18 protein-coding genes are annotated in these 18,673 nt (G+C 69.8%); 8 read left to right on the top strand and 10 right to left on the bottom strand.

Annotated elements, in window-relative coordinates; genetic code table 11:
- Positions 1 to 520: 520 nt before the first annotated feature.
- Both ACFWSK_RS25930 and ACFWSK_RS25925 read left to right on the top strand, forming a co-directional pair.
- A complete protein-coding gene (locus tag ACFWSK_RS25930; protein WP_383790673.1) occupies positions 521 to 1,735 on the top strand; it encodes an alginate lyase family protein in 1,215 nt (404 codons plus the stop codon).
- A gap of 186 nt (positions 1,736 to 1,921) precedes the next feature.
- On the top strand, positions 1,922 to 2,728 hold the full coding sequence (locus ACFWSK_RS25925; RefSeq protein WP_383790671.1) for a glycosyltransferase: 807 nt from the start codon (positions 1,922 to 1,924) through the stop codon (positions 2,726 to 2,728).
- Positions 2,729 to 2,891: 163 nt separating this feature from the next.
- Here ACFWSK_RS25925 and sigJ read toward each other — a convergent pair whose 3' ends face one another.
- A complete protein-coding gene (sigJ, locus tag ACFWSK_RS25920; protein WP_383790668.1) occupies positions 2,892 to 3,824 on the bottom strand; it encodes an RNA polymerase sigma factor SigJ in 933 nt (310 codons plus the stop codon).
- A gap of 146 nt (positions 3,825 to 3,970) precedes the next feature.
- Here sigJ and ACFWSK_RS25915 point away from each other — a divergent pair, with 146 nt between their 5' ends.
- A complete protein-coding gene (locus ACFWSK_RS25915) occupies positions 3,971 to 4,375 on the top strand; it encodes a hypothetical protein (protein ID WP_383790665.1) in 405 nt (134 codons plus the stop codon).
- 146 nt (positions 4,376 to 4,521) lie between these two features.
- Here ACFWSK_RS25915 and ACFWSK_RS25910 read toward each other — a convergent pair whose 3' ends face one another.
- From ACFWSK_RS25910 to ACFWSK_RS25885, 6 genes are all read right to left on the bottom strand, one after another.
- Positions 4,522 to 4,965, bottom strand: coding sequence for a PaaI family thioesterase (locus tag ACFWSK_RS25910; protein WP_383790663.1), 444 nt, complete (start codon positions 4,963 to 4,965; stop codon positions 4,522 to 4,524).
- A 104-nt stretch (positions 4,966 to 5,069) separates the two neighbouring features.
- Entirely contained in the window at positions 5,070 to 5,741 is a 672-nt protein-coding gene (locus ACFWSK_RS25905; RefSeq protein ID WP_383790661.1) for an enoyl-CoA hydratase-related protein, read from the bottom strand.
- 46 nt (positions 5,742 to 5,787) lie between these two features.
- Complete coding sequence (locus ACFWSK_RS25900; protein WP_383790658.1) at positions 5,788 to 6,399, bottom strand: TetR/AcrR family transcriptional regulator; 612 nt, start codon at positions 6,397 to 6,399, stop codon at positions 5,788 to 5,790.
- A gap of 243 nt (positions 6,400 to 6,642) precedes the next feature.
- On the bottom strand, positions 6,643 to 7,221 hold the full coding sequence (locus ACFWSK_RS25895; RefSeq protein ID WP_383790655.1) for a Dps family protein: 579 nt from the start codon (positions 7,219 to 7,221) through the stop codon (positions 6,643 to 6,645).
- A 34-nt stretch (positions 7,222 to 7,255) separates the two neighbouring features.
- On the bottom strand, positions 7,256 to 7,978 hold the full coding sequence (locus tag ACFWSK_RS25890; RefSeq protein ID WP_383790653.1) for an alpha/beta fold hydrolase: 723 nt from the start codon (positions 7,976 to 7,978) through the stop codon (positions 7,256 to 7,258).
- Between the two features lie 42 nt (positions 7,979 to 8,020).
- Positions 8,021 to 8,992, bottom strand: a complete 972-nt coding sequence (locus ACFWSK_RS25885; protein WP_383790650.1) for an alpha/beta hydrolase — start codon at positions 8,990 to 8,992, stop codon at positions 8,021 to 8,023.
- Between the two features lie 449 nt (positions 8,993 to 9,441).
- On the opposite strand from ACFWSK_RS25885, the gene ACFWSK_RS25880 reads away from it, so the two are divergent.
- The 4 genes from ACFWSK_RS25880 to ACFWSK_RS25865 all read left to right on the top strand — a co-directional run bounded on the left by ACFWSK_RS25880 (position 9,442) and on the right by ACFWSK_RS25865 (position 13,466).
- Positions 9,442 to 11,319: an amidohydrolase gene (locus tag ACFWSK_RS25880; protein WP_383790648.1), complete on the top strand. Its 1,878-nt coding sequence runs from the start codon at positions 9,442 to 9,444 to the stop codon at positions 11,317 to 11,319.
- A gap of 124 nt (positions 11,320 to 11,443) precedes the next feature.
- On the top strand, positions 11,444 to 12,106 hold the full coding sequence (locus ACFWSK_RS25875; RefSeq protein WP_383790700.1) for a hydrolase: 663 nt from the start codon (positions 11,444 to 11,446) through the stop codon (positions 12,104 to 12,106).
- 117 nt (positions 12,107 to 12,223) lie between these two features.
- The gene (locus ACFWSK_RS25870) at positions 12,224 to 12,748 is read left to right on the top strand and encodes a DoxX family protein (protein WP_383790646.1); all 525 of its coding nucleotides are present in this window, start codon (positions 12,224 to 12,226) and stop codon (positions 12,746 to 12,748) included.
- Positions 12,729 to 13,466, top strand: coding sequence for a YoaK family protein (locus ACFWSK_RS25865; RefSeq protein ID WP_383790644.1), 738 nt, complete (start codon positions 12,729 to 12,731; stop codon positions 13,464 to 13,466). Before ACFWSK_RS25870 ends, ACFWSK_RS25865 begins: the two co-directional genes overlap by 20 nt.
- On the opposite strand, the gene ACFWSK_RS25860 is transcribed toward ACFWSK_RS25865, so the two are convergent.
- Positions 13,418 to 13,993 carry a carboxymuconolactone decarboxylase family protein gene (locus ACFWSK_RS25860; RefSeq protein ID WP_383790642.1) on the bottom strand — a complete coding sequence of 192 codons (576 nt, stop codon included), beginning with the start codon at positions 13,991 to 13,993 and terminating at the stop codon, positions 13,418 to 13,420. The two genes, ACFWSK_RS25865 and ACFWSK_RS25860, sit on opposite strands and share 49 nt — an antisense overlap.
- Positions 13,994 to 14,183: 190 nt before the next feature.
- Here ACFWSK_RS25860 and ACFWSK_RS25855 point away from each other — a divergent pair, with 190 nt between their 5' ends.
- The gene (locus ACFWSK_RS25855; RefSeq protein ID WP_383790640.1) at positions 14,184 to 14,525 is read left to right on the top strand and encodes a GNAT family N-acetyltransferase; all 342 of its coding nucleotides are present in this window, start codon (positions 14,184 to 14,186) and stop codon (positions 14,523 to 14,525) included.
- Positions 14,526 to 14,826: 301 nt separating this feature from the next.
- Here ACFWSK_RS25855 and ACFWSK_RS25850 read toward each other — a convergent pair whose 3' ends face one another.
- Both ACFWSK_RS25850 and ACFWSK_RS25845 read right to left on the bottom strand, forming a co-directional pair.
- A complete protein-coding gene (locus tag ACFWSK_RS25850; RefSeq protein ID WP_383790637.1) occupies positions 14,827 to 15,906 on the bottom strand; it encodes a helix-turn-helix domain-containing protein in 1,080 nt (359 codons plus the stop codon).
- Positions 15,907 to 16,359: 453 nt separating this feature from the next.
- On the bottom strand, positions 16,360 to 18,657 hold the full coding sequence (locus tag ACFWSK_RS25845) for an ATP-binding protein (protein ID WP_383790635.1): 2,298 nt from the start codon (positions 18,655 to 18,657) through the stop codon (positions 16,360 to 16,362).
- Between the last annotated feature and the right edge of the window lie 16 nt (positions 18,658 to 18,673).

The raw sequence follows: 18,673 nt of genomic DNA, 5'->3' as shown, positions 1-18,673 counted from the left end.
GCGACTGCCGAGTAGGAATACGGGCTGATGCTCTGATCGGTCGTACGCCGAAAAGACCATCCCACCCCCCAAAAGTCCGGGCCGGAACCCCGCCACTCCCCGCCCCGGCCACCCCGCATCCTCACTCACGCGTGTGAACCACACCCGCGCGTGCCGCCCCACACATCAACAAACGCCCCCATTCCGCCCACACACAAAACCTCACCCAACTCCGCGCAGCGCGACCCTCCGCCGTTCACCTCGGCATGCCTGAGGTTCGCCACCCGTGGCGGGGAGGTGCGGATCTGTGACCGATCGGACCAGGCGGGGGAGACGGCGGGTCACGCGGTCGTCGTCGCGCCGTTCCCGAGCGGCTCGATCTGAAGGGCCGGCGTCAAGACGGGCCACGCGAACGCTTGACGGGCGCATGGGTCGGTTCTAGGTTCCTGACCCATCACGGTTCACAAACCAGCTCGATGTTCACATGTGTGAATAGAGATTGAGCGGGCTGCTGGACCACCTCCACCGGAAGGCACCCCACATGCGTACCGGCACCATCGCGCGCGCCCTGGGCGCTACGGCTGCTCTGGCCGCCCTGCTCACCACGGCCGTCACGGCCCCGGCCGCAGCCGGCCCGGCCGCCCCCGCCAGAACGGCGCAGGCAGCCGCCCCTGCCTCCTTCACCCACCCCGGCGTCCTGGTCAGCCGCCCCCAGCTCGACTTCGTACGCGAAAGGGTCCTGGCTGGCGCACAGCCGTGGAAGGGGGCGTACGACCAGATGCTGGCCGGCAAGTACGCATCCCTCGCCCGGACCGCCAGGCCCCGTGCCGTCGTCGAGTGCGGCTCATATTCCAACCCGAACCACGGCTGCACCGACGAGCGTGAGGACGCGATAGCGGCGTACACCCTCTCGCTGGCCTGGTTCATCAGCAAGGACAGCCGGTACGCACAGAAGGCCATCCAGATCATGGACGCCTGGTCAGGCGTGATCAAGGACCACACGAACAGCAACGCACCACTGCAGACCGGGTGGGCCGGTTCCTCCTGGCCGCGGGCGGCCGAGATCATCAAGTACACGTACAGCAGCTGGCCGAACTCCGGCCGCTTCGGCACGATGCTGCGCGACGTCTATCTGCCCGAGGTTATCAACGGCTCGCACAGCAACGGCAACTGGGAACTGTCGATGACCGAGGCGGCCATCGGCATCGCGGTCTTCCTGGAGGACCGCAGCGCCTACGACAAGGCCGTCACCAAATTCCGCGGACGCGTCCCCGCGTATGTCTATGTGACCGCGGACGGCTCCCTGCCGAAGGCCGCGCCCGGTAGTGGTCTCGACACCCGGGACGAGATCGTCAGGTACTGGCAGGGGCAGTCGACCTTTGTGGACGGGCTCACCCAGGAGACTTGCCGCGACCTCACCCACACCGGTTACGGGGTCTCCGCGATCTCCCACATCGCCGAGACCAGCCGCATCCAGGGGCAGGACCTGTACCCCGAGATCGCCGACCGGCTTCGGCACGCCCTGGGCCTGCACGCCAAGTACCAGTTGGGTGCGGCCGTGCCGTCCTCGCTGTGCGGTGGCTCGCTCAAGGACGCGCTCGGGCCGGTCACCGAGGTGGGCTTCAACGCGCTGCACAACCGCATGGGGTACGCCATGACGAACACTCAGGCCCTCACCGAGCAGCGGCGGCCCGCGGCATCGAACAATCTGTTCGTGGCATGGGAGACCCTGACCCACGCAGGCAATCCCCACTGACGCGCACAACGGCCCGGAGGGGAACACTTCCCGGGCGGGTCGCCCTGCCGACGAGCGAGGTCCCGGGACGGGGACGAACCCCTTCCATGATCAACACATAGCGCACCGGGGGGCTTGCGACAAGACCCTGGTCGTGCCGCAGAATCACCCACCGAACCCAGGACCTGCGGAAGTGAGAATCACGAAATGCGTGTGGTGTTGTCGACGTACGGGTCGCGCGGGAGCGTCGAACCGACAGCGGGACTCGCGGTGCGATTGCAGGAACTCGGCGCGGAGGCGCGGGTGTGCGCGCCGCCGGACGAGGAGGCGGCGTTCGGCCTGCCACCGGTGGACAACGTCCGCGACTACGCCTTCACCGACCAGCCGTGGCTGGCCACGGACCCCACCTTGGCCCCGTGGCAGCAGCCCGCTGACCTCGAGGTGGTGCAGACCGGCGCGTGGACCCTGCCGGACAAACGCCCGTTGCCGGCCGAGTTGGTGGCGTTCCTGGAGGCGGGCACACCACCGGTGTTCGTGGGCTTCGGCAGCACTCCCGTGCGCGACCCCGAGGGCATCGCCCGGGTGGCCATCGAGGCGATCCGCGCACAGGGCCGCCGCGTGGTCGTCTCCCGGGGCTGGGCCGGCCTGGCCCTGATCGACGACCAGGACGACTGCTTCGTCGTCGGCGAGGTCAACCATCAGGCACTGTTCCGCCGGACGGCCGCCGTCGTCCACCACGGCGGCGCGGGCACCACGACGACCGCCACCCGGGCCGGCGCGCCTCAGGTGGTGGTACCCCAGGGCGCGGACCAGCCGTACTTCGCCGGCCGGGTCGCCGACCTGGGCATCGGCACGGCACACGACGGTCCGGCCCCGACCGTCGAGTCCCTCGCAGCCGCACTCAAGACGGCCCTGGCCCCCGACACCCACGCACGAGCGACGGCCGTCGCCGGCACATTCCGCACCGACGGGGCGACAGTGGCCGCGAAGCTGCTGCTCGACGCGGTCAGCTGAGAAAGGCGGTCAGCTGAGAATGGCAACGCCGGTGTTCCCGTGAACACGCGGGTTCGCCGTCTCGGGAAGGGCGCCCGGCACCCGGCACCCTTCCTCCGGGGCGTTGGCGCCTGGAACCACGGCTCCTCTTCCGTGGTGACGCTCCGGCCGGCGACTCTCCGGGTCAGCTCCGGCCTTTCGCGGTCCACGGACGGAGTTTCTCCGGGTTGCGGATCGCCCAGATGCGAGTGATGCGGCCGTCGGCGAGGCTGAACGCTGCCACGGTCACGGTGACGCCGGTGTGCTGGGCTACCAGACCGGGTCGGCCGTTGACCGTGCGCTCCAGGAGTGTCAGCCCAGGGGCTTTGCCGGCGATGTGGATCAGGTACTCGGCAATGCGCTCACTGCCCTCGACCGGGCGGAGGACGGTGCCCACCAGGCCGCCGCCGTCGGCGGTCATCGTGGCGTCCGGGTCGAGGAGGCCGACGAGGGCTGCGATGTCCTTGGCCTCCCACGCCTCCTTGAACTGCCGCACCAGACGAGCCTGCCCCGCCATCGGAACCGCAGGAGACTGCGCCGCCCGAATCCGTTGACGGGCCGAGGAAGCCAGTTGCCGGCAGGCGGCGGGCGTCCGGCCGACGATCTCGGCGACTTCGGAGAAGGGGTACCGGAAGATGTCGTGCAGGATGAACGCCACGCGTTCGGCCGGCGTCATCGACTCCAGCACGACGAGGAAGGCCATGTTCACCGACTCGTCCAGGGTGACCTGGTCCGCGGGGTCGGCCGGCTCGGCCCTGCCTCCGCCCGCCCGCCCGCTGATCCACTCCGTGCGGTCGGGCAGCGGGTCGGGTATCCACGCGCCGACATAACGCTCGCGCCTGACCCGCGCCGAGCCGAGCACGTCCAGGCAGATACGGCCGGTCACCGTCGTCAGCCAGGCGCCGGGCGACTGGATGGCCTCCCGCCGCTCCCGCGACAGCGCGTACCAACGGACGAAGGTCTCCTGTACGGCGTCCTCGGCCTCGGACAGTGAACCGAGCAGCCGGTAGGCGAGGTTGATCAGCCGGCGCCGCTCGCCGAGGATCGCAGTCAGGTCCGGCTCGGACGAGGTAGTCATGGTCGCGACCGCTCCTTGGTTCTTCTCGTCCGCTTCCGCACCGGACGGTGAGGTCGGTGCTTCGCCTCACATTTCACGGGCCCACGTCGTCAGGTTACCGAGACACTTCCGAACCACCGCCGCGAGGCAGCAGAGGGGACCACGTCATGGCCACACGGACAACGGCGGTACGGGGCAGAGTCACATTCCTGCAGATCGCGATCGCCCTGCAGACGGTGTCCCTCTTCTTCCAGGCGGTCACCGCCGGAATGCTGCTTTCCTCGTCCCACGGCGAGTTGCTGCACGACGCCGGATCGCGCGTGATGTACGGCTCATCGATGGTGTACGTGCTCGCAGCGATCCTGGCGTGGCGGCCGGGCGGCGGAGCGCCCCGCCCCATCGTGTACGCGTCCGTCTTCCTCGTACTCGCTTCGGTGCAAGTGGTGCTGGGCATCGCGCACATGCCATCGCTCCATGTCCCCCTGGGCGTCCTGATGTTCGGCCTGAGCGTGCTGGCACTGGGCCAGGTGCTGACCCCCCGGCTGTCGGAGCGCCACGGCCCCCGGTCGTAAGAGCGGACCGGGGGAACGAGTTGGTCGTCGTCGACTACTTGGCGGCCTGCGCCCGCGCCTCCCGCGTCGCGGGGCACCGACGATTGCCGATTGCGGTCCGGGTGGGCCGCCCCTCCGGGTGCCCACCACCGGACTCGGCCGAAGACTTAGAGGATCATGCAGGTGGTGGTCGCGTGGGCGATCAACTTGCCCTGCTCGTCCAGCACCTTGCCTTCGGCGGTCGCGGTGCGGCGGCCTGCGTGGATGACGGTGCCTTCGGCGGTCAGTGTCTGTCCGTCGGTGCGGGCGGCGCGAATGTAGTTCACCTTGAGTTCGAGCGTCGTGTAGCCGGCGCCGGCGGGAAGTGTGGTGTGGACGGCGCAGCCCATGGCCGAGTCGAGGAGGGTCGCGGCGATGCCCCCGTGGACGGTGCCGAGGGGGTTGGCGAAGTCGGGGCGCGTGTCGAGGGAGATGACGATGCGGCCGTGTTCGACCTCGTCGAAACGCATGCCGAGCAGGCGGCCGATGGAGGGTATGTCGGTGGGGCGTTCGGTCTGCACCCAGCGCATCAGCTCCAGGCCGGTCATCGCGGTGAGGTCGGTGGTGGTCACGGGCGTTCTCCTCGGGTGGTGCTCGTGGGGCGGTGCTCGTGGGGTGGTGCGCGCCCCGGGCGAAGGGGGCCCGGGGCGCGGTGCGACGCGGGGTGTGTAGTTGATCAGCCGAGCGGGTTGGTGGCGTCGCGCAGCGTCGCAAGGGCGGGGGCGTACATGCGGGACTTGATGGTGCCGAGGGTGTCGCCGGCCTTGTTCAGTTGCGCCTGGGCGAGCTCGATGGCGGTGGAGCGTACGGCGTCCTCGGTGGCCGCCTGGTCGACGATGCCGGCGGCCGCGGCGTCGGTACCGCCGTAGCGGCGGGCTGTCACCATGGCCTCGTGCGCGGTCCGGGGCGTCAGCCGCGACTGGATGAGGGCGGCCATGCCGGGGGTGAAGGGGATGTTGATGTCCGCTTCGGGCAGGCACCAGTAGCCGCGGTCGGCGCGCATCACGCGGAAGTCGTGGGCGAGGGAGAACATCGCGCCGGCGGCGAAGGTGTGCCCCTGGAGTGCGGCTACCGTGATGACCGGCAGCGACAGCATCCGCGCGAACAGTTCGTGGACCGAGACGACGTAGTCCTGGTGCTGGTCGGCGTGGGCGAACAGCCAGTCCAGGTCGAGCCCGTTGGAATAGAACTTGCCTGTCGCCGTGGTGACCAGGGCGCGGGGGCCTTCCGCCTTCTCCACCTCGTCGAGCGCGCCGCTGAGCGCGGTGAGCCAGTCGGGGTGGAAGCGGTTCTCCCCGTCTCCTAGGTCGAGGACGAAGACGTTGTCGTGGCGGTCGAGCGAGGGCATAACGACTCCTTCGGACTGGGCAGGTGAAAGCGGGTACGGGTGGGGGCTACGGCCGGGAGCGGGGTTCGGCTGAGGGGCGGTCGCGCAGGGTGTGCACGAGCAGGTCGTGGATCTCGGCGGCGGCTGCCTCGAGAGGGGCGGTGCTCTGCTCGGCGCGGGACATGATCACCGCGCCTTCGACCGCCGCGATGATGAAGGACCCCAGCCTCCGGCCGCGTTCCTCGGTCAGGCCGTGCCGCAGGAACAGGGCTGCGAGGGCCTCCTGCCAACGAGCGAAGACGGCAGCGGCGGAGCGGGCCAGCTGAGGAGCGTCGTCGTTGGTCTCAGCGGCCACCGCCACGATCGGGCAGCCGGCCCTGAAGCCGCTCTCCACGAGGCGGTCGCGCCACAGCACGAAGAACGCGTCGATGGCCTCCACCGGATCATCGGCCTGCATGGCGGCCTCGATCAGCCCCGCGATGAAGTCGCCTGCCAGCGCCACCGCCTCGTCGATGAGCTGTGTCCGCCCGCCGGGAAAGTGGTGGTACACCGAGCCGCGCGGGGCTCCGCTGTGGGCGAGCACCCGGTCGATGCTGGTCGCGCTCGCGCCGTACTCGCGCAGCAGTGCTGCCGCGCTGAGGACCATCCGGTCACGGCTCTCGCTCCTGCGTGGGCTCACCTGCCCACCACCTTCCCGAGGCGGAATGTGGTGCAGCCCTGCCACCGGGCTACCTGTTGGTAACTTATGGGGTATGGCATAGAACATGCAAGAGGGGCCCCGCAGTGGTGCGGGACCCGGAGTATGACGACCGAGTCCCGCACCCTCACTCCGGGGCTCGTACAGCGTCGCGCAGCGGTGAACTCGCGCGAGCGGCCCGCGTCGGCGGGTGGCCGAGCGGGCCGCGTGTGCGTCTCGCGTTCCTCAGACGCGGACCAGCGGGGTGTCGACCAGGTGCTCGGCCATGAACCACGCCTGCCGTTCGCCCGTTCTGATCACCTGGGACACCAGCAGGTCGTTGGTGCCGTCGTCGCCCAGTTCGGCGGCCCGAGCGGCTGCGTCATGGGCGTCGACGAGAATGGCCTCGTGGGCCTCCAGCAGCCGTGACAACATGGCCGGTATCTGCTCGACGCCGTCCGGGGGACGCGGAATCGAGGTGATCTCCGCGACGTGCCGGGCGTCCCCGAGCGCGACGCCGCCCAGGGACTGGACGCGTTCGGCGATGGTGTCGACGAGTTCGAGCTGTTCCCCCGCGTGCTGGTCCAGGACCAGGTGCAGTTGGTAGAAGGTCGCGCCGCGCATCAGCCAGTGATGCTTCTTGTACAGGCCGTAGAGGATCTGGGTGTCCGCCAGGACCTTGTTCAGCCGTTGGCAGGAGTACATCCGGGCCTCGTAGGACAGGCCGACCGGGAACTGTTTGACGGTCCCGAACTCCTGGATCACCTCACCCTTCTGGTGCAGCCACGGCTGGCTGCTGTGCACGGGCTGGGAGTTACTGGTCATGATCCGCCTCCTGCGGTCCTGTGTGCACCGACGTTCAGCTCGTCGCGCGTACGGCGTCGAGGATCAGGCCCGCGACCTCCTTGGGCCGGGACACCGCCACGGCGTGCGAGGCACCCTTGAGTTCGACGATGGTGGCCCCGGCCCGGTCGGCGCCGAAGCGTTCGACCTCGGGGTTGATGGCCTGGTCGGCACCGGCGACGAGCGCCCAGGAGGGCTTCGTCCGCCATGCGGCGGCCGAGGCGGTCTCCGCGAACGCGGCTGCGGCCAGCGGTCGTTGTGCCGCCGCGAGCACCTTGGTGACGTCGGCCGGGACGTCGGCGGCGAAGATGGCCGGGAACGCCTCCGGCTTGATGCTGACCTCGACCGCGGGCTCTCCGCCCGCGACGGGGTACGTCGCCTCCTTCAGGTTGCTGACCAGCGGGGAGAGCGGGAAGCGGCCCTGCAGCTCGCCGAGGCTCTCGCCCTTTTCGAGGACGTAGGCGGCGATGTAGACGAGTCCGACGACGTTGTCGGTGGCGCCGGCGACGGTGATGAGCGCGCCGCCGTAGGAGTGGCCGACCAGGATGACGGGGCCGTCGATCTGCGAGGCGACGGACGCGATGTACGCCGCGTCCGACACCAGGCCGCGCAGCGGGTTGGACGGTGCGACCACGGGGACGCCGTGCTTCTGCAGTTCGGCGATGACGCCGGACCAGCTGCCCGCGTCGGCGAAGGCGCCGTGCACGAGGACGACGGTGGGGGTGGGCTCGTTGGCCATGTTGCTGCTTCTCCTGTGATTCGGTGCGGGGGTGACGCTGTGTCAGCGGGCGTCGAGCGCGGTACGGAGGGTGGTGATCGCGAGGGCGATGGCGGCCTGGGCGGCGTACGTGTCGCGGAGCGTGTTGAGCATGACGAAGTCGTGGATGATGCCCTGGAAGCGAACGGCGGTGACCGGGACGCCGGCCTGCCGGAGCTTGTTGGCGTATGCCTCGCCCTCGTCGCGCAGGACGTCGGCCTCGCCGGTGATGACCAGGGCCGGGGGAAGTCCGGTGAGCTGCTCGATGGTGGCGCGCAGGGGCGATGCCGTGATCTCGGCGCGTTCCTTCTCGTCGGTGGTGTACTGGTCCCAGAACCACTGCATGCCGTCGCGACGGAGGAAGTAGCCGGTGGCGAACTGGTGGTACGAGGCGGTGTCGAAGCCCGCGTCGGTGACCGGGTAGAACAACACCTGGGCCAGCAGCGGGAGGTTGCCGCGTTGCTTGGCCATCAGGGTCAGTGCGGCGCTCATGTTGCCGCCGACGGAGTCACCGGCCACCGCGATACGCGCCGGGTCGAGGCCGTGGCCCGCGCCCTGGTCGACGACCCAGCGGGCGACGGTGTAGTTCTGCTCGATGGCGACCGGGTAGCGGGCCTCCGGAGAGAGGTCGTACTCGGGGAAGACCACCGCCGCGCCGACGCCGACCGCCAGTTCCCGCACCAGCCGGTCATGGGTATGGGCGCTGCCGAACACCCAGCCCGCGCCGTGGATGTAGAGGATCACCGGCAGGGTCCCCACCGCCCCGGCGGGACGCACGATGCGCGCCCGGACGCTGCCCGTCGGACCACCCGAGACGGTGACCCACTCCTCGTCGACGGCCGGCATCACGACCTCACCGGACTGCACCTCCTCGACCGCCTTGCGCCCCTCCGCGGGCGGCAGATCGAACAGGTAGGGCGGATTCGCGGTCGCCTCGGCGAACGCGGCCGCTGCCGGCTCCAAGACCGGCTGCACCGGCTCCACAACATCCGACATCACAAACTCCTGAATTTCGGTGGTGCGCCGGTCTCGCCGGCGAGGCACCCCGGAGGACAGACACAACGGGCCTGTGGGGTGCCGCTCTGCACGCTAAAGGGGCGGAGTCGGGGGCAATTGCCCGCCAGCGCACTGGGTATGGCCCGACAGTGCACTGCAATGTTCGGAGTGCGCTGACGGTACGTATTCAGTGCGCTCCAAGGACACACGGCTGCGTCGGCCCGAAATAAAGTGGCGAAGCAGTAGCGGGCCGCCTGCCGAGTAAGGGGAGGCGGCGACCGGGGGAGTGCGGGGATGGCGCGCCGCACGGCGCCGTACAGATGTCCCGAACGGAATTCGGTGCAGTCGACCGTGGGCGCACGTGATTCCGCTGCCCGCTCGTCCGCCGCTGCCACCCGAGCCACATAGACGTTGTTCAACCTGTAGGAGGTTGTCGAAAGGTGTCAACGATGCCCGTCGGCGGGCTGGTGCCCCTCGCCACCGACGACGCCGCGGACCTGGTCGTCCGCAACGCGAAGATATACACGGGAGATCCGGGCCGGCCGAAGGCCGACGCGGTCGCCATCCGCGACGGGGTCATCACGGTCGTCGGTGACGACGGCGACGTCGCCCCGCACATCGGTCCCGCCACGAGGGTGGTGGACGCCCTCGGCCGCCGGATGGTCCCCGGTCTCAACGACTCGCATCTGCACGTGATTCGTGGCGGCCTCAACTACGTACTCGAACTGCGGTGGGACGGGGTCCGGACGCTGCGTCAGGGCCTTGCGATGCTGCGTGAGCAGGCGGCCCGTACGCCGAAAGGTCAGTGGGTGCGGGTGGTGGGGGGCTGGTCGGCCGAGCAGTTCGCCGAACGGCGGTTGCCGACGGTCGCCGAACTCAACGCCGTGGCGCCGGATACCCCGGTGTTCGTTCTGCACCTGTACCAGTCGGCGGTGCTCAACCGCGCGGCGCTCAGGGCCGCCGGATACACCAGGGACACCCCGGACCCCAAGGGCGGACAGATCGTACGGGGCCGGGACGGGGAGCCGACGGGCATGCTGCTGGCCGCGCCCAGCGCCCTGATTCTCTATTCCACCCTCGCCAAGGCGCCCGTGCTGGAGGGTGAGGACAAGAAGACCTCCACCCGTCATTTCCTGCGGGAGCTCAACAGGTTCGGGCTGACCTCCGCCATCGACGCGGCGGGGGGATTCCAGAACTTTCCCGACAACTACAGCACCGTGGTCGAGCTGGCCAAGGCCGGACAGCTTTCCTTGCGTATCGCTTATCATCTGTTCCCGCAGACCGCGGGTCAGGAAATCGACGATCTCTCCCGCTGGATCGAAATGGTCCGGCCCGAGGACGGTGACGAATGGCTGCGTCTCAACGGCGCGGGAGAGAACCTCACATGGGCGGCAGCGGACTTCGAGAATTTCGCGCAGCCGCGCCCGGACCTTTCCGGCTACGAGGTGGAATTCGAGAAGGCGGTACGCCTCCTCATGGAGAACGGCTGGGGCTTTCGGCTGCACGCCACCTATGACGAGACCATCCGACGCGATCTCGCCGTATTCGAGAAGATCGCCGCGGACGGTCTTTTCCCGGACGGGAACCGATGGCTGTTCGATCACGCGGAGACCGTCTCCGCGGACAGCCTCGACCGCATCGCGGCCCTCGGCGGCGCCCTGTCCGTGCAGAACCGGCTGTCCTTCCAGGGCGAGGCGTTCGTACGCCGTTACGGCCCAGGCGCCGCGGCGGACGCGCCTCCCATCGGGGCCATGCTGGAGCGCGGTCTGACGGTCGGCGCCGGTACGGATGCCACCCGTGTCTCGACGTACAACCTCTGGATCGCCCTGCACTGGCTGATCACCGGCCGGACCATCGGCGATCTGGTGGTCCGTCCGCCGCACAACCGCGTCGACCGGCGCACCGCCCTCGCGATGTTCACCGAGGCGGGTGCCACCCTGACCGGTGAACAGGGCATCAAGGGCGTCCTGCGCCCGGGCTTCCTCGCCGACCTCGCGGTCCTGTCCGAGGACTACTTCACGGTGCCCGAGCCGGACATCGCCCACATCGAATCCCTGCTGACGGTCGTCGGCGGCCGGATCGTCTACGCCGCGGCCGAGTACGAGGGCCTCGACGAGGAACTGCCCCCCGTCAACCCGCCCTGGAGCCCGGTGGCGCACTTCGGCGGCTACCAGGCAACGCCCCTGACCGGCCTCTCCGGCACCCGCCAGGCCGAACTGCTCGGCCAGGCCGTCACGGAGTCCGAGCAGCACCGCCAATGGCGCGCCCGCCGCGGCCTCACCCCGGACACCGCGAGCACGGTCTTCGACCCCTGCTTCGCGCTCTGACCTCCCGGGAGGGGCCCCGGCCACGAGCCGCCCTTCCCGGGACACCACCTCACACATGCCGTCCACCGGACAGCTGCCCCGACAGCGGACGCACGTCCGCGATCACCACATGAAAGGCTTCCCCATGGTCAACATCTCCGACGTCACCGCGGCCCCCAGCCCCGACCTGCTGACCCCCGACAACTGCGCCGTGCTGTTCGTGGACCACCAGCCGCAGATGTTCTTCGCCGCGGCGAGCGGCGACCGTTCCGCGGTCATGAACTCCACCGTGGGTCTGGCGAAGGCGGCCAAGGTCTTCGACGTGCCGGTCGTCCTGAGCACCGTGGCCGCCGAGTCCTTCTCCGGGCCGCTCATGCCGCAGCTGGCGGCGGTCTTCCCCGACCAGAAGATCATCGACCGTACGTCGATGAACGCCTGGGAGGACGTCGCCTTCGTCGAGGCCGTCAAGGCGACCGGCCGCAAGAAGCTGGTCATCGCCGGTCTGTGGACCGAGGTCTGTGTCGTGCTGCCGACCCTTTCCGCCCTTTCCCAGGGTTACGAGGTCTACGTCGTCACGGACGCGTCCGCCGGGGTCAGCCCGCAGGCGCACGAGCACGCGGTGCAGCGCATGATCCAGGGCGGCGCCATCCCGGTGACCTGGGTGCAGGTGCTGCTCGAGCTCCAGCGGGACTGGGCTCGTACGGACACGTACGTCCCCGTCACGGACGTGGTGAAGGAGCACGCCGGCGCCTACGGCCTCGGGGTCGTCTACGCGCAGGCCGTCATCGGCGCTCACGCGGCCGGCTGACGACCCTTCCGCTGAGCAGCTGCCGAGCCTGAGCGGTTTCAGATCCTCGGCAGCCACAGAAGCTCGGCAACTACAGCATCTGAACATCTACAAGACGTCAGGAACAGGCAGAAACGCATGGACACGGGACTGTTGGTCCTCCGCCTGGTGACGGGACTCCTCATCGCCGGGCACGGAATGCAGAAGGTCAGCTTTCGGCTGGGCGGCAACGGTGTGGCCGGGGGAACCGAGGAGTTCCGGCGCGACGGCTTCCGCGGCGGCCGCCTCACAGCGCTCGCGGCGGGTGGCAGCCAGGTCGGTGCCGGTCTGTTCCTGGCGGCCGGTCTGCTCACTCCCATGGCGGCCATGGTCGCCATGGGAGTGATGACGGTGGCGAGCACGGTCAAGTGGCACAAAGGCCTCTGGGTGCAGAACGACGGTTACGAGTACCCGATGGTTCTCGTCGTCATCTCTGCGGCGCTCGCCCTCACCGGTCCCGGCCGCTGGTCGGTCGATCATCTCCTCGGGCTGACCCCCTGGCCCCTCTGGATGTCCGTCGGGGTCATCGCGCTCGGCCCGGCCAGCGGACTGCTCACCCGGGCGGTGCTGCACCGTCCCGTCGTATCGGAAGGAACAACTCGGTATGCGCAAGCTACTGACTGACGCGGCCGGCACGCTGTTCCCGCCCAAGGGGGACAGGCACGGCCCGCTCATGCCGCTCATGCTGACGCTGACGGTGGTGACCGGTCTCGTGGACGCCGTGAGCTATCTGGCGCTCGGCCACGTCTTCGTCGCCAACATGACCGGCAACGTGGTCTTCCTGGGATTCGCCCTGGCGGGTGCCGACGGGCTGTCCGCGCTCGCCTCCGTCGTCGCCATGGCCGCGTTCCTCGGCGGCGCGCTGGCGGGCGGCCGGCTCGGGACCCGGTTCGCCTCTCATCGGGGGCGACTGCTGACCATCGCCACCGCGCTGGAGACCGTGCTCGTCGCCGCCTCCGTCATCGCCGGGGTGCTGTCGGACGGCGGTGTGGACACCGTGACCCGGTACACCCTGATCGTGCTCCTCGGCCTCGCCATGGGCCTGCAGAACGCGACTGCCCGGCGTCTGGGCGTCCCGGACCTGACCACGACGGTCCTGACCCTGACGCTGACGGGCATCGCGGCCGACTCCACCTCGGCAGGCGGGTCGGCGCCCCGGCCGGGCCGGCGGTTCCTCTCCGTGCTGGCCATATTCCTCGGAGCCCTGGTCGGCGCCGTTCTCCTGGTGCACGCCGAACTCGCGGTTGTCCTCGGTCTGACACTCGCACTGCTCGTGGCGACGTCCGCGGCCGTTCACCGCCTCTCGGGTGCGGACGCTCCCTGGACCAAGCCGATGTCCTGAACCGGCAGTGTCCCGGGCCCGGATTGCGGCGCCGGAGTCCCGCGCACAGGGTGCTTGCTCATGATGGAGACCCGGTTGAAGGCGTTGATGGCGATGGCCACCCAGATCACCGCGGAGATCTCGTCGTCGGTGAGGAACCGGCGGGCGGCGCCGTAGGCGCTCTCCTGCAGGGCGGCGTCCGCCGGTGCGGTGGTCGCCTCGGCCAGGGCGAGTGCCGAGCGTTCCCGTGGCGTGAACAGCTCCGTGTCGCGCCAGGCCGGCAGCACACTCAGGCGCTGGGTGGTCTCGCCCGCACGCAGTGCCGCCCGGGTGTGCAGGCTGAGACAGTAGGCGCAGCCATTGATCTGCGACACGCGGAGGTTGATCAGCTCCACGAGAACGCGGTCGAGGCCCGCCCCGGCGGCGACCGCGCGGACCGCATCGGCCGTTTCGACCAGTGCCTGGTACGCCTTCGGGCTCTGCTTGTCGAGGAAGACCCGACGGTCCGCGGTGCCTGCTGCCGTGTCGCTCAACCTGGACTCCTTCATGGGACCTGTCCGTCCCTTGCTCGTTCTGTCGTGCGTTTCAGGGGGTGCCGGATTAGTATCAAGCAAGATGGTTGAATGTGAAACCATATCTCGTGGGGCGGGGCACGCGACGGCAGGGCGAAGCCCGCTGTCGCGGCGAGCTCGCACCCATCGCACAGCTCAGCAACCCGATACGCCAGAAAGGCACACGATGACGCAGCCCGCTGCCGCTCCGACCGTTCAGCGAGTGGACGCCAAGCACCACTACGAGATTCTGGTCGAGGGCGAAACCGCAGGTTTGACGGCGTACCGCGACCACGACAACCAGCGCGTCTTCTATCACACCGAGGTCGATGACGCCTTCGCCGGACAGGGATTGGCCGCCGTTCTCGTCCAGGAGGCGCTGACCGACGTACGCGCATCGGGCAAGCGGATCGTGCCGGTCTGCCCCTACGTGGCGAAGTTCCTCAAGAAGCACGAGGAGTTCGCCGACCTCACCGACCCGGTCACTCCCGAGCTCCTCCAGTGGCTGGACACCGAGCTGGCGCACTGAGCCGGCGCACTGAGCTGCCGTACGGGCCGGTCCGGCGTCGCCGGACCGGCCCGTACGCCCAGGACTCACTCATCCGTCAGTGGGCGCAATACCAACGGGCCCACGCGGCGTGACAGGTGGTTGCGCGACCCCGAGGTCACTCGGAGCGCATTGCACGGCATGGCTGTCCTGTCCGACAGCGGCCGCAACCCCCGGACGGCCAGGAGGACGGCTCGATTTCCTCGTCACTCGGATCGTCGGCACCCCAGCGGACTGACCACGCGACAAAGGGCATTGAGAGGCCAAGGATCTGGGCCGAGCCCTAGCAGCCAACGCCGGACACGGAGCAGGGCCTCGGCGCAGCCGTCGGCGGTGTGGTCGGAGAGGTGGGCGGCGTGTTCTTCGGCCCGGCCTTCGGCACGGCGAGCGGCTTCCCCGCGGCGGTGCTCTCCCCGCCACGCAAGCTGCGCCATTCACGCGGGGAGATGCCGTAGACGGTCCGGAACACCCGGCTGAAGTGGGCCGGGTTGACGAACCCCCAGCGCTGCGCCACGGACGACACGGTGGGTGCCACCCGGCCGCCGCGGGACAGCTCGCGCGCGCATTCCTCCAGTCGGCGACGCTGCATCAGCCTGCCGACGGTGATGCCCTCGTCCTCGAAGAGGCGGTGCAGATAGCGCACCGAGATGTGGTGCGCCTTCGCGATGGATTCCGGAGACAGGGCCGGATCTCCCAGGTTCCGGTCGATATGGTCGCGGATGCGCAGCACGAGGTGACCGCGCGAGTTCTCCGGCCTCACCGGGGCGTTCTCGGCCTGCTCGGCCACCAGGGTGCCGAAGAGGTCGACGACGGTGGACGCCAGTCCGCCCGCGGCGGCGGGCGAGTACGAGTCCGCGGAGGCGACCAGCGTCGCCAGAAAGGGCATCAGAACCGCACCGCACCCCTTCGTCGTTCCGACCGCGGTGCCGGTGATCCTGCGCAGATCCTCGTCCGGCAGGCCCAGAGCGCGGCGGGGCATCTGGACGACACGGGTGGAGAAGCGCTCCGGATAGTCCAGGACGTACGGCCGTGTCGTGTCGTACACCATCAGGTCGCCCGGGCCGGCGCTGGCCTGCCGGCCGTCCTGGGCGAGGGTCGCCGTGCCCGACATCTGGACGCCGAGCACCACGAAATCCTCGGACGAGCGCTTGATGTGCGTCGACGTCCTGCTGGTGCGGTGCGCGTCGGCATCGACGGTGGAGACGCGCAGGAAGCCCACGCGGTGGGTGGCGATCCGGCCGTCGAAGGGGCCGTCGTGCCGTGGGGAGACCGCCGTCGGCACCTGTGTCCTGCCCATCGCGTCGCGCCAATAGGCGAGTCGGTTATCGGCAGGGACCGAATCAGTCGTCAATACGGGGCTCATCCGCCACTCCTCTTTCTTCGTTCGCCCGGCACTAGCGGAGACCTCGGACCCGTACCGCAGAGGGGCCGAGGCACATGCCCTGTGCCTGAGGAGGCGATGACCGGTGCCAGTTCACGCGCGGATGTCCCGTCGCGTGGACGGAGCCCGCGCGACGAGAGCCGGGCAGCATCGTCGCGGCCCGGTTCTCCGCCGTGATCAGCCAAGCAGCGGGGCCGGCCGACCTCCAGGCAGTAAGCAGGCAGAAACAGGCAGAACGACAGAGGGGCCGAGCGGCCCGGTCGTTGTGCACTGGAAGAACGGTTCTGTGCACTCAGGGAATGGCATACCGGGCCCCGACAGCTCTACCGTGGATGAGGCAGCGTAAGAGCCCTCACTCCCCGGCGTACTCCGGACCCGTTCGTCGTGGGACATACGGGTGGGGTGCACCGGCAGGGAGGGGCGGGTGGGTACCGTTCAGCGAGTTTCGAGGCGGGCGAGGTGCTCGCGGGCTTGGGCCACGACCTGCGGGTCGGCGCCCGGGCCCAGCGAAAGACAGCGGGTGAAGACCTCGTGCGCTTCCGCCGCCCGTCCGGCGGCCAGCAGAACGTCGCCCAGGTCTCTGTGGCGGCGGCTCTCCAGCGCTGTGTTGCCGTGGTCGTGATACATGTCGATGGCGATCCGCAGATGGGCGACTGCCTCGTCCCATCGCTCCAGTTGGGCGTAGGCGGAGCCCATGTTCGAGTGGATTTCGAGCCGGGTGATGGCCGCGACATGCGGTTCGATATGGTCGGCGACGTCCTCCAGGAAGGCGTAGGCGCTCTCGTAGTGGGAGAGGGCCTCTTCGGCCCGGCCCTGTCCCATCAGGCTCATGCCGTGGTTGTGCTTTGTCTGCAGACTGCCGTGCAGGTCCCCGGCGGCCTCGAACAGGTCTGCGGCCTGACGGATGTCGTCGTCGGCTGCCACATAGTCGCCGACCTTCCCAAGTGCCCAGGCTCGGTAGTTGTGGGCCCACGCCTCCTGCTGTGCGTCCCCCGCGCGCCGCGCGGCGTCGAGGGCCTGACCGGAGCGGGCGATGCTGTCTCGGGGGCGGCCTTCGCACATGAGCAGCGCCCAGGCGTGGTAGTTGAGCTGCGTCGCTTCGAGGAGCGGGTCACCCAGCGCCCGGGCGGACCGGACGGCGGTGTCGAATATCTCCGGCCAGTGCCCCCAGAAGATCCACTGGTCGGAGAACCAGTGCAGCGCCTCGGCCACCTCCACCACAGTGGAGTGCTCTCCGGCAGCATGGGCGGCCCGCAGGGCGGCCAGCCAGTTGGTCCCCTCGGCCTTCAGCCACTGCAGCGCCTTGTCGGCCGAGGACAGGTCGACCGTCCCCTGCCACGTGGACGGGGGAGCACCGTGATCGGGCTCGAACCAGCGTCCTGCCACGATGGTGGTCTCCAGCAGCCACCGGTGCAGGGTCGCACGGGCCTCGTCGATGGCCTCGGGGTCTTCCTCGGCCGCCAGGCGGGCGCGGGCGAACAGGCACAGCAGATCGTGCAGACGGTAGCGGTCCCGGTCCGTGCCCAGCAGCCCGGCCTCGACCAGCTCTTCCAGGGTGTCCTCGGCGTCGAACAGCCGTTGCCCAGTCAGCTGGGCGGCGCCGGCGACGCCGGTGTCCGGGCCCGGAATCAGCCCGAGGCGGCGGAACAGACGGGCAGCGGTGGGGGTGAGCTGGCGGTACGACAGATCGAACGCGGCGGACACCCGCACATCCCCGGCGGCCAGTGCGCCCAGTCGCCGGTCGTCGAGCGCGAGGCGGTCGGCGAGGCGGCGCAGCGGCCAGCCTGTCCGGGTGGCCAGCCAGCTGCCCGCCACCCGAAGCGCCAACGGCAGGTACCCGCAGAGCCGGGCGACCTCGGCGAGTGAGGCCGGGTCGGCAGCCGTCCGCTCCGTTCCGATCAGGGTCGTCAGGAACGTGGCGGCCTCTTCCGGACCCAGCTCGCCCAGGGGAAGGCGGTGCACGCTCTCCAGCCCGGTGAGCATCCGCCGGCTGGTCACCACGACCATCCCCGCACCGGCACTCGGCAGCAGGGGGCGTACCTGGGACTCGTCACGGGCGTTGTCCAGCACCAGCAGACAGCGCCGGTCGGCCAGCAACTGCCGGTACAGCCCGGGGTGGCCCTGCGGTCCGGCCTTGGCGAGGTCCCGGTCGGCCACCTGGAGGGCCTTGAGCACACCGAGCGTGAGCTCGGCAGGGCCCGGCGGGTCATCGTCCGTGCCGCGCAGGTCCAGCACCAGCTGCCCGTCGGGGAAGAGGTCCGCGAGCGCCCGTGCGGCGTGCAGGGCGAGCGTGGTCTTGCCGGTGCCCGGCGGCCCCGACACGGCCACCGTCACCGGGTGGCCGGCCGGGCTTCCCGGGCCGGCCGGTTCGCCGGAGCCAGGGCGTGCGGCAGCCTGTTCCGCGAGCTTCGTGAGGGACGCCAGCTCCTGCTCCCTGCCGACGAAGTCATCGATGCCACGCGGGAAGGTCCGCACCCCCGCGGGGCTGTACCCCGTGTTGCGGCCGGCCCGGGCGACCGCGAGGAGCCGCTCCCGGTCCGCGTCACCCAGCACCAGCCCGTCCGCGAGCGCGGCCACGGTCCGACGCTGCGGAGCCGCCCGCCGCCCCCGCTCCAGATCGCCGATGCCCCGCACACTCACGCCCGACGCCTCCGCCAGACCCTCTATGGTCAGCGATGCCGCGAGCCGCAATCTCCGCAGCTCAGCGCCGAACGCCCCGTACTCACCACTCACCGTGCCCCCTGCTCGC

Source organism: Streptomyces sp. NPDC058620 (assembly GCF_042717135.1).
GTDB lineage: Bacteria > Actinomycetota > Actinomycetes > Streptomycetales > Streptomycetaceae > Streptomyces.
This window is presented reverse-complemented; position numbering and strand designations above follow the sequence as displayed.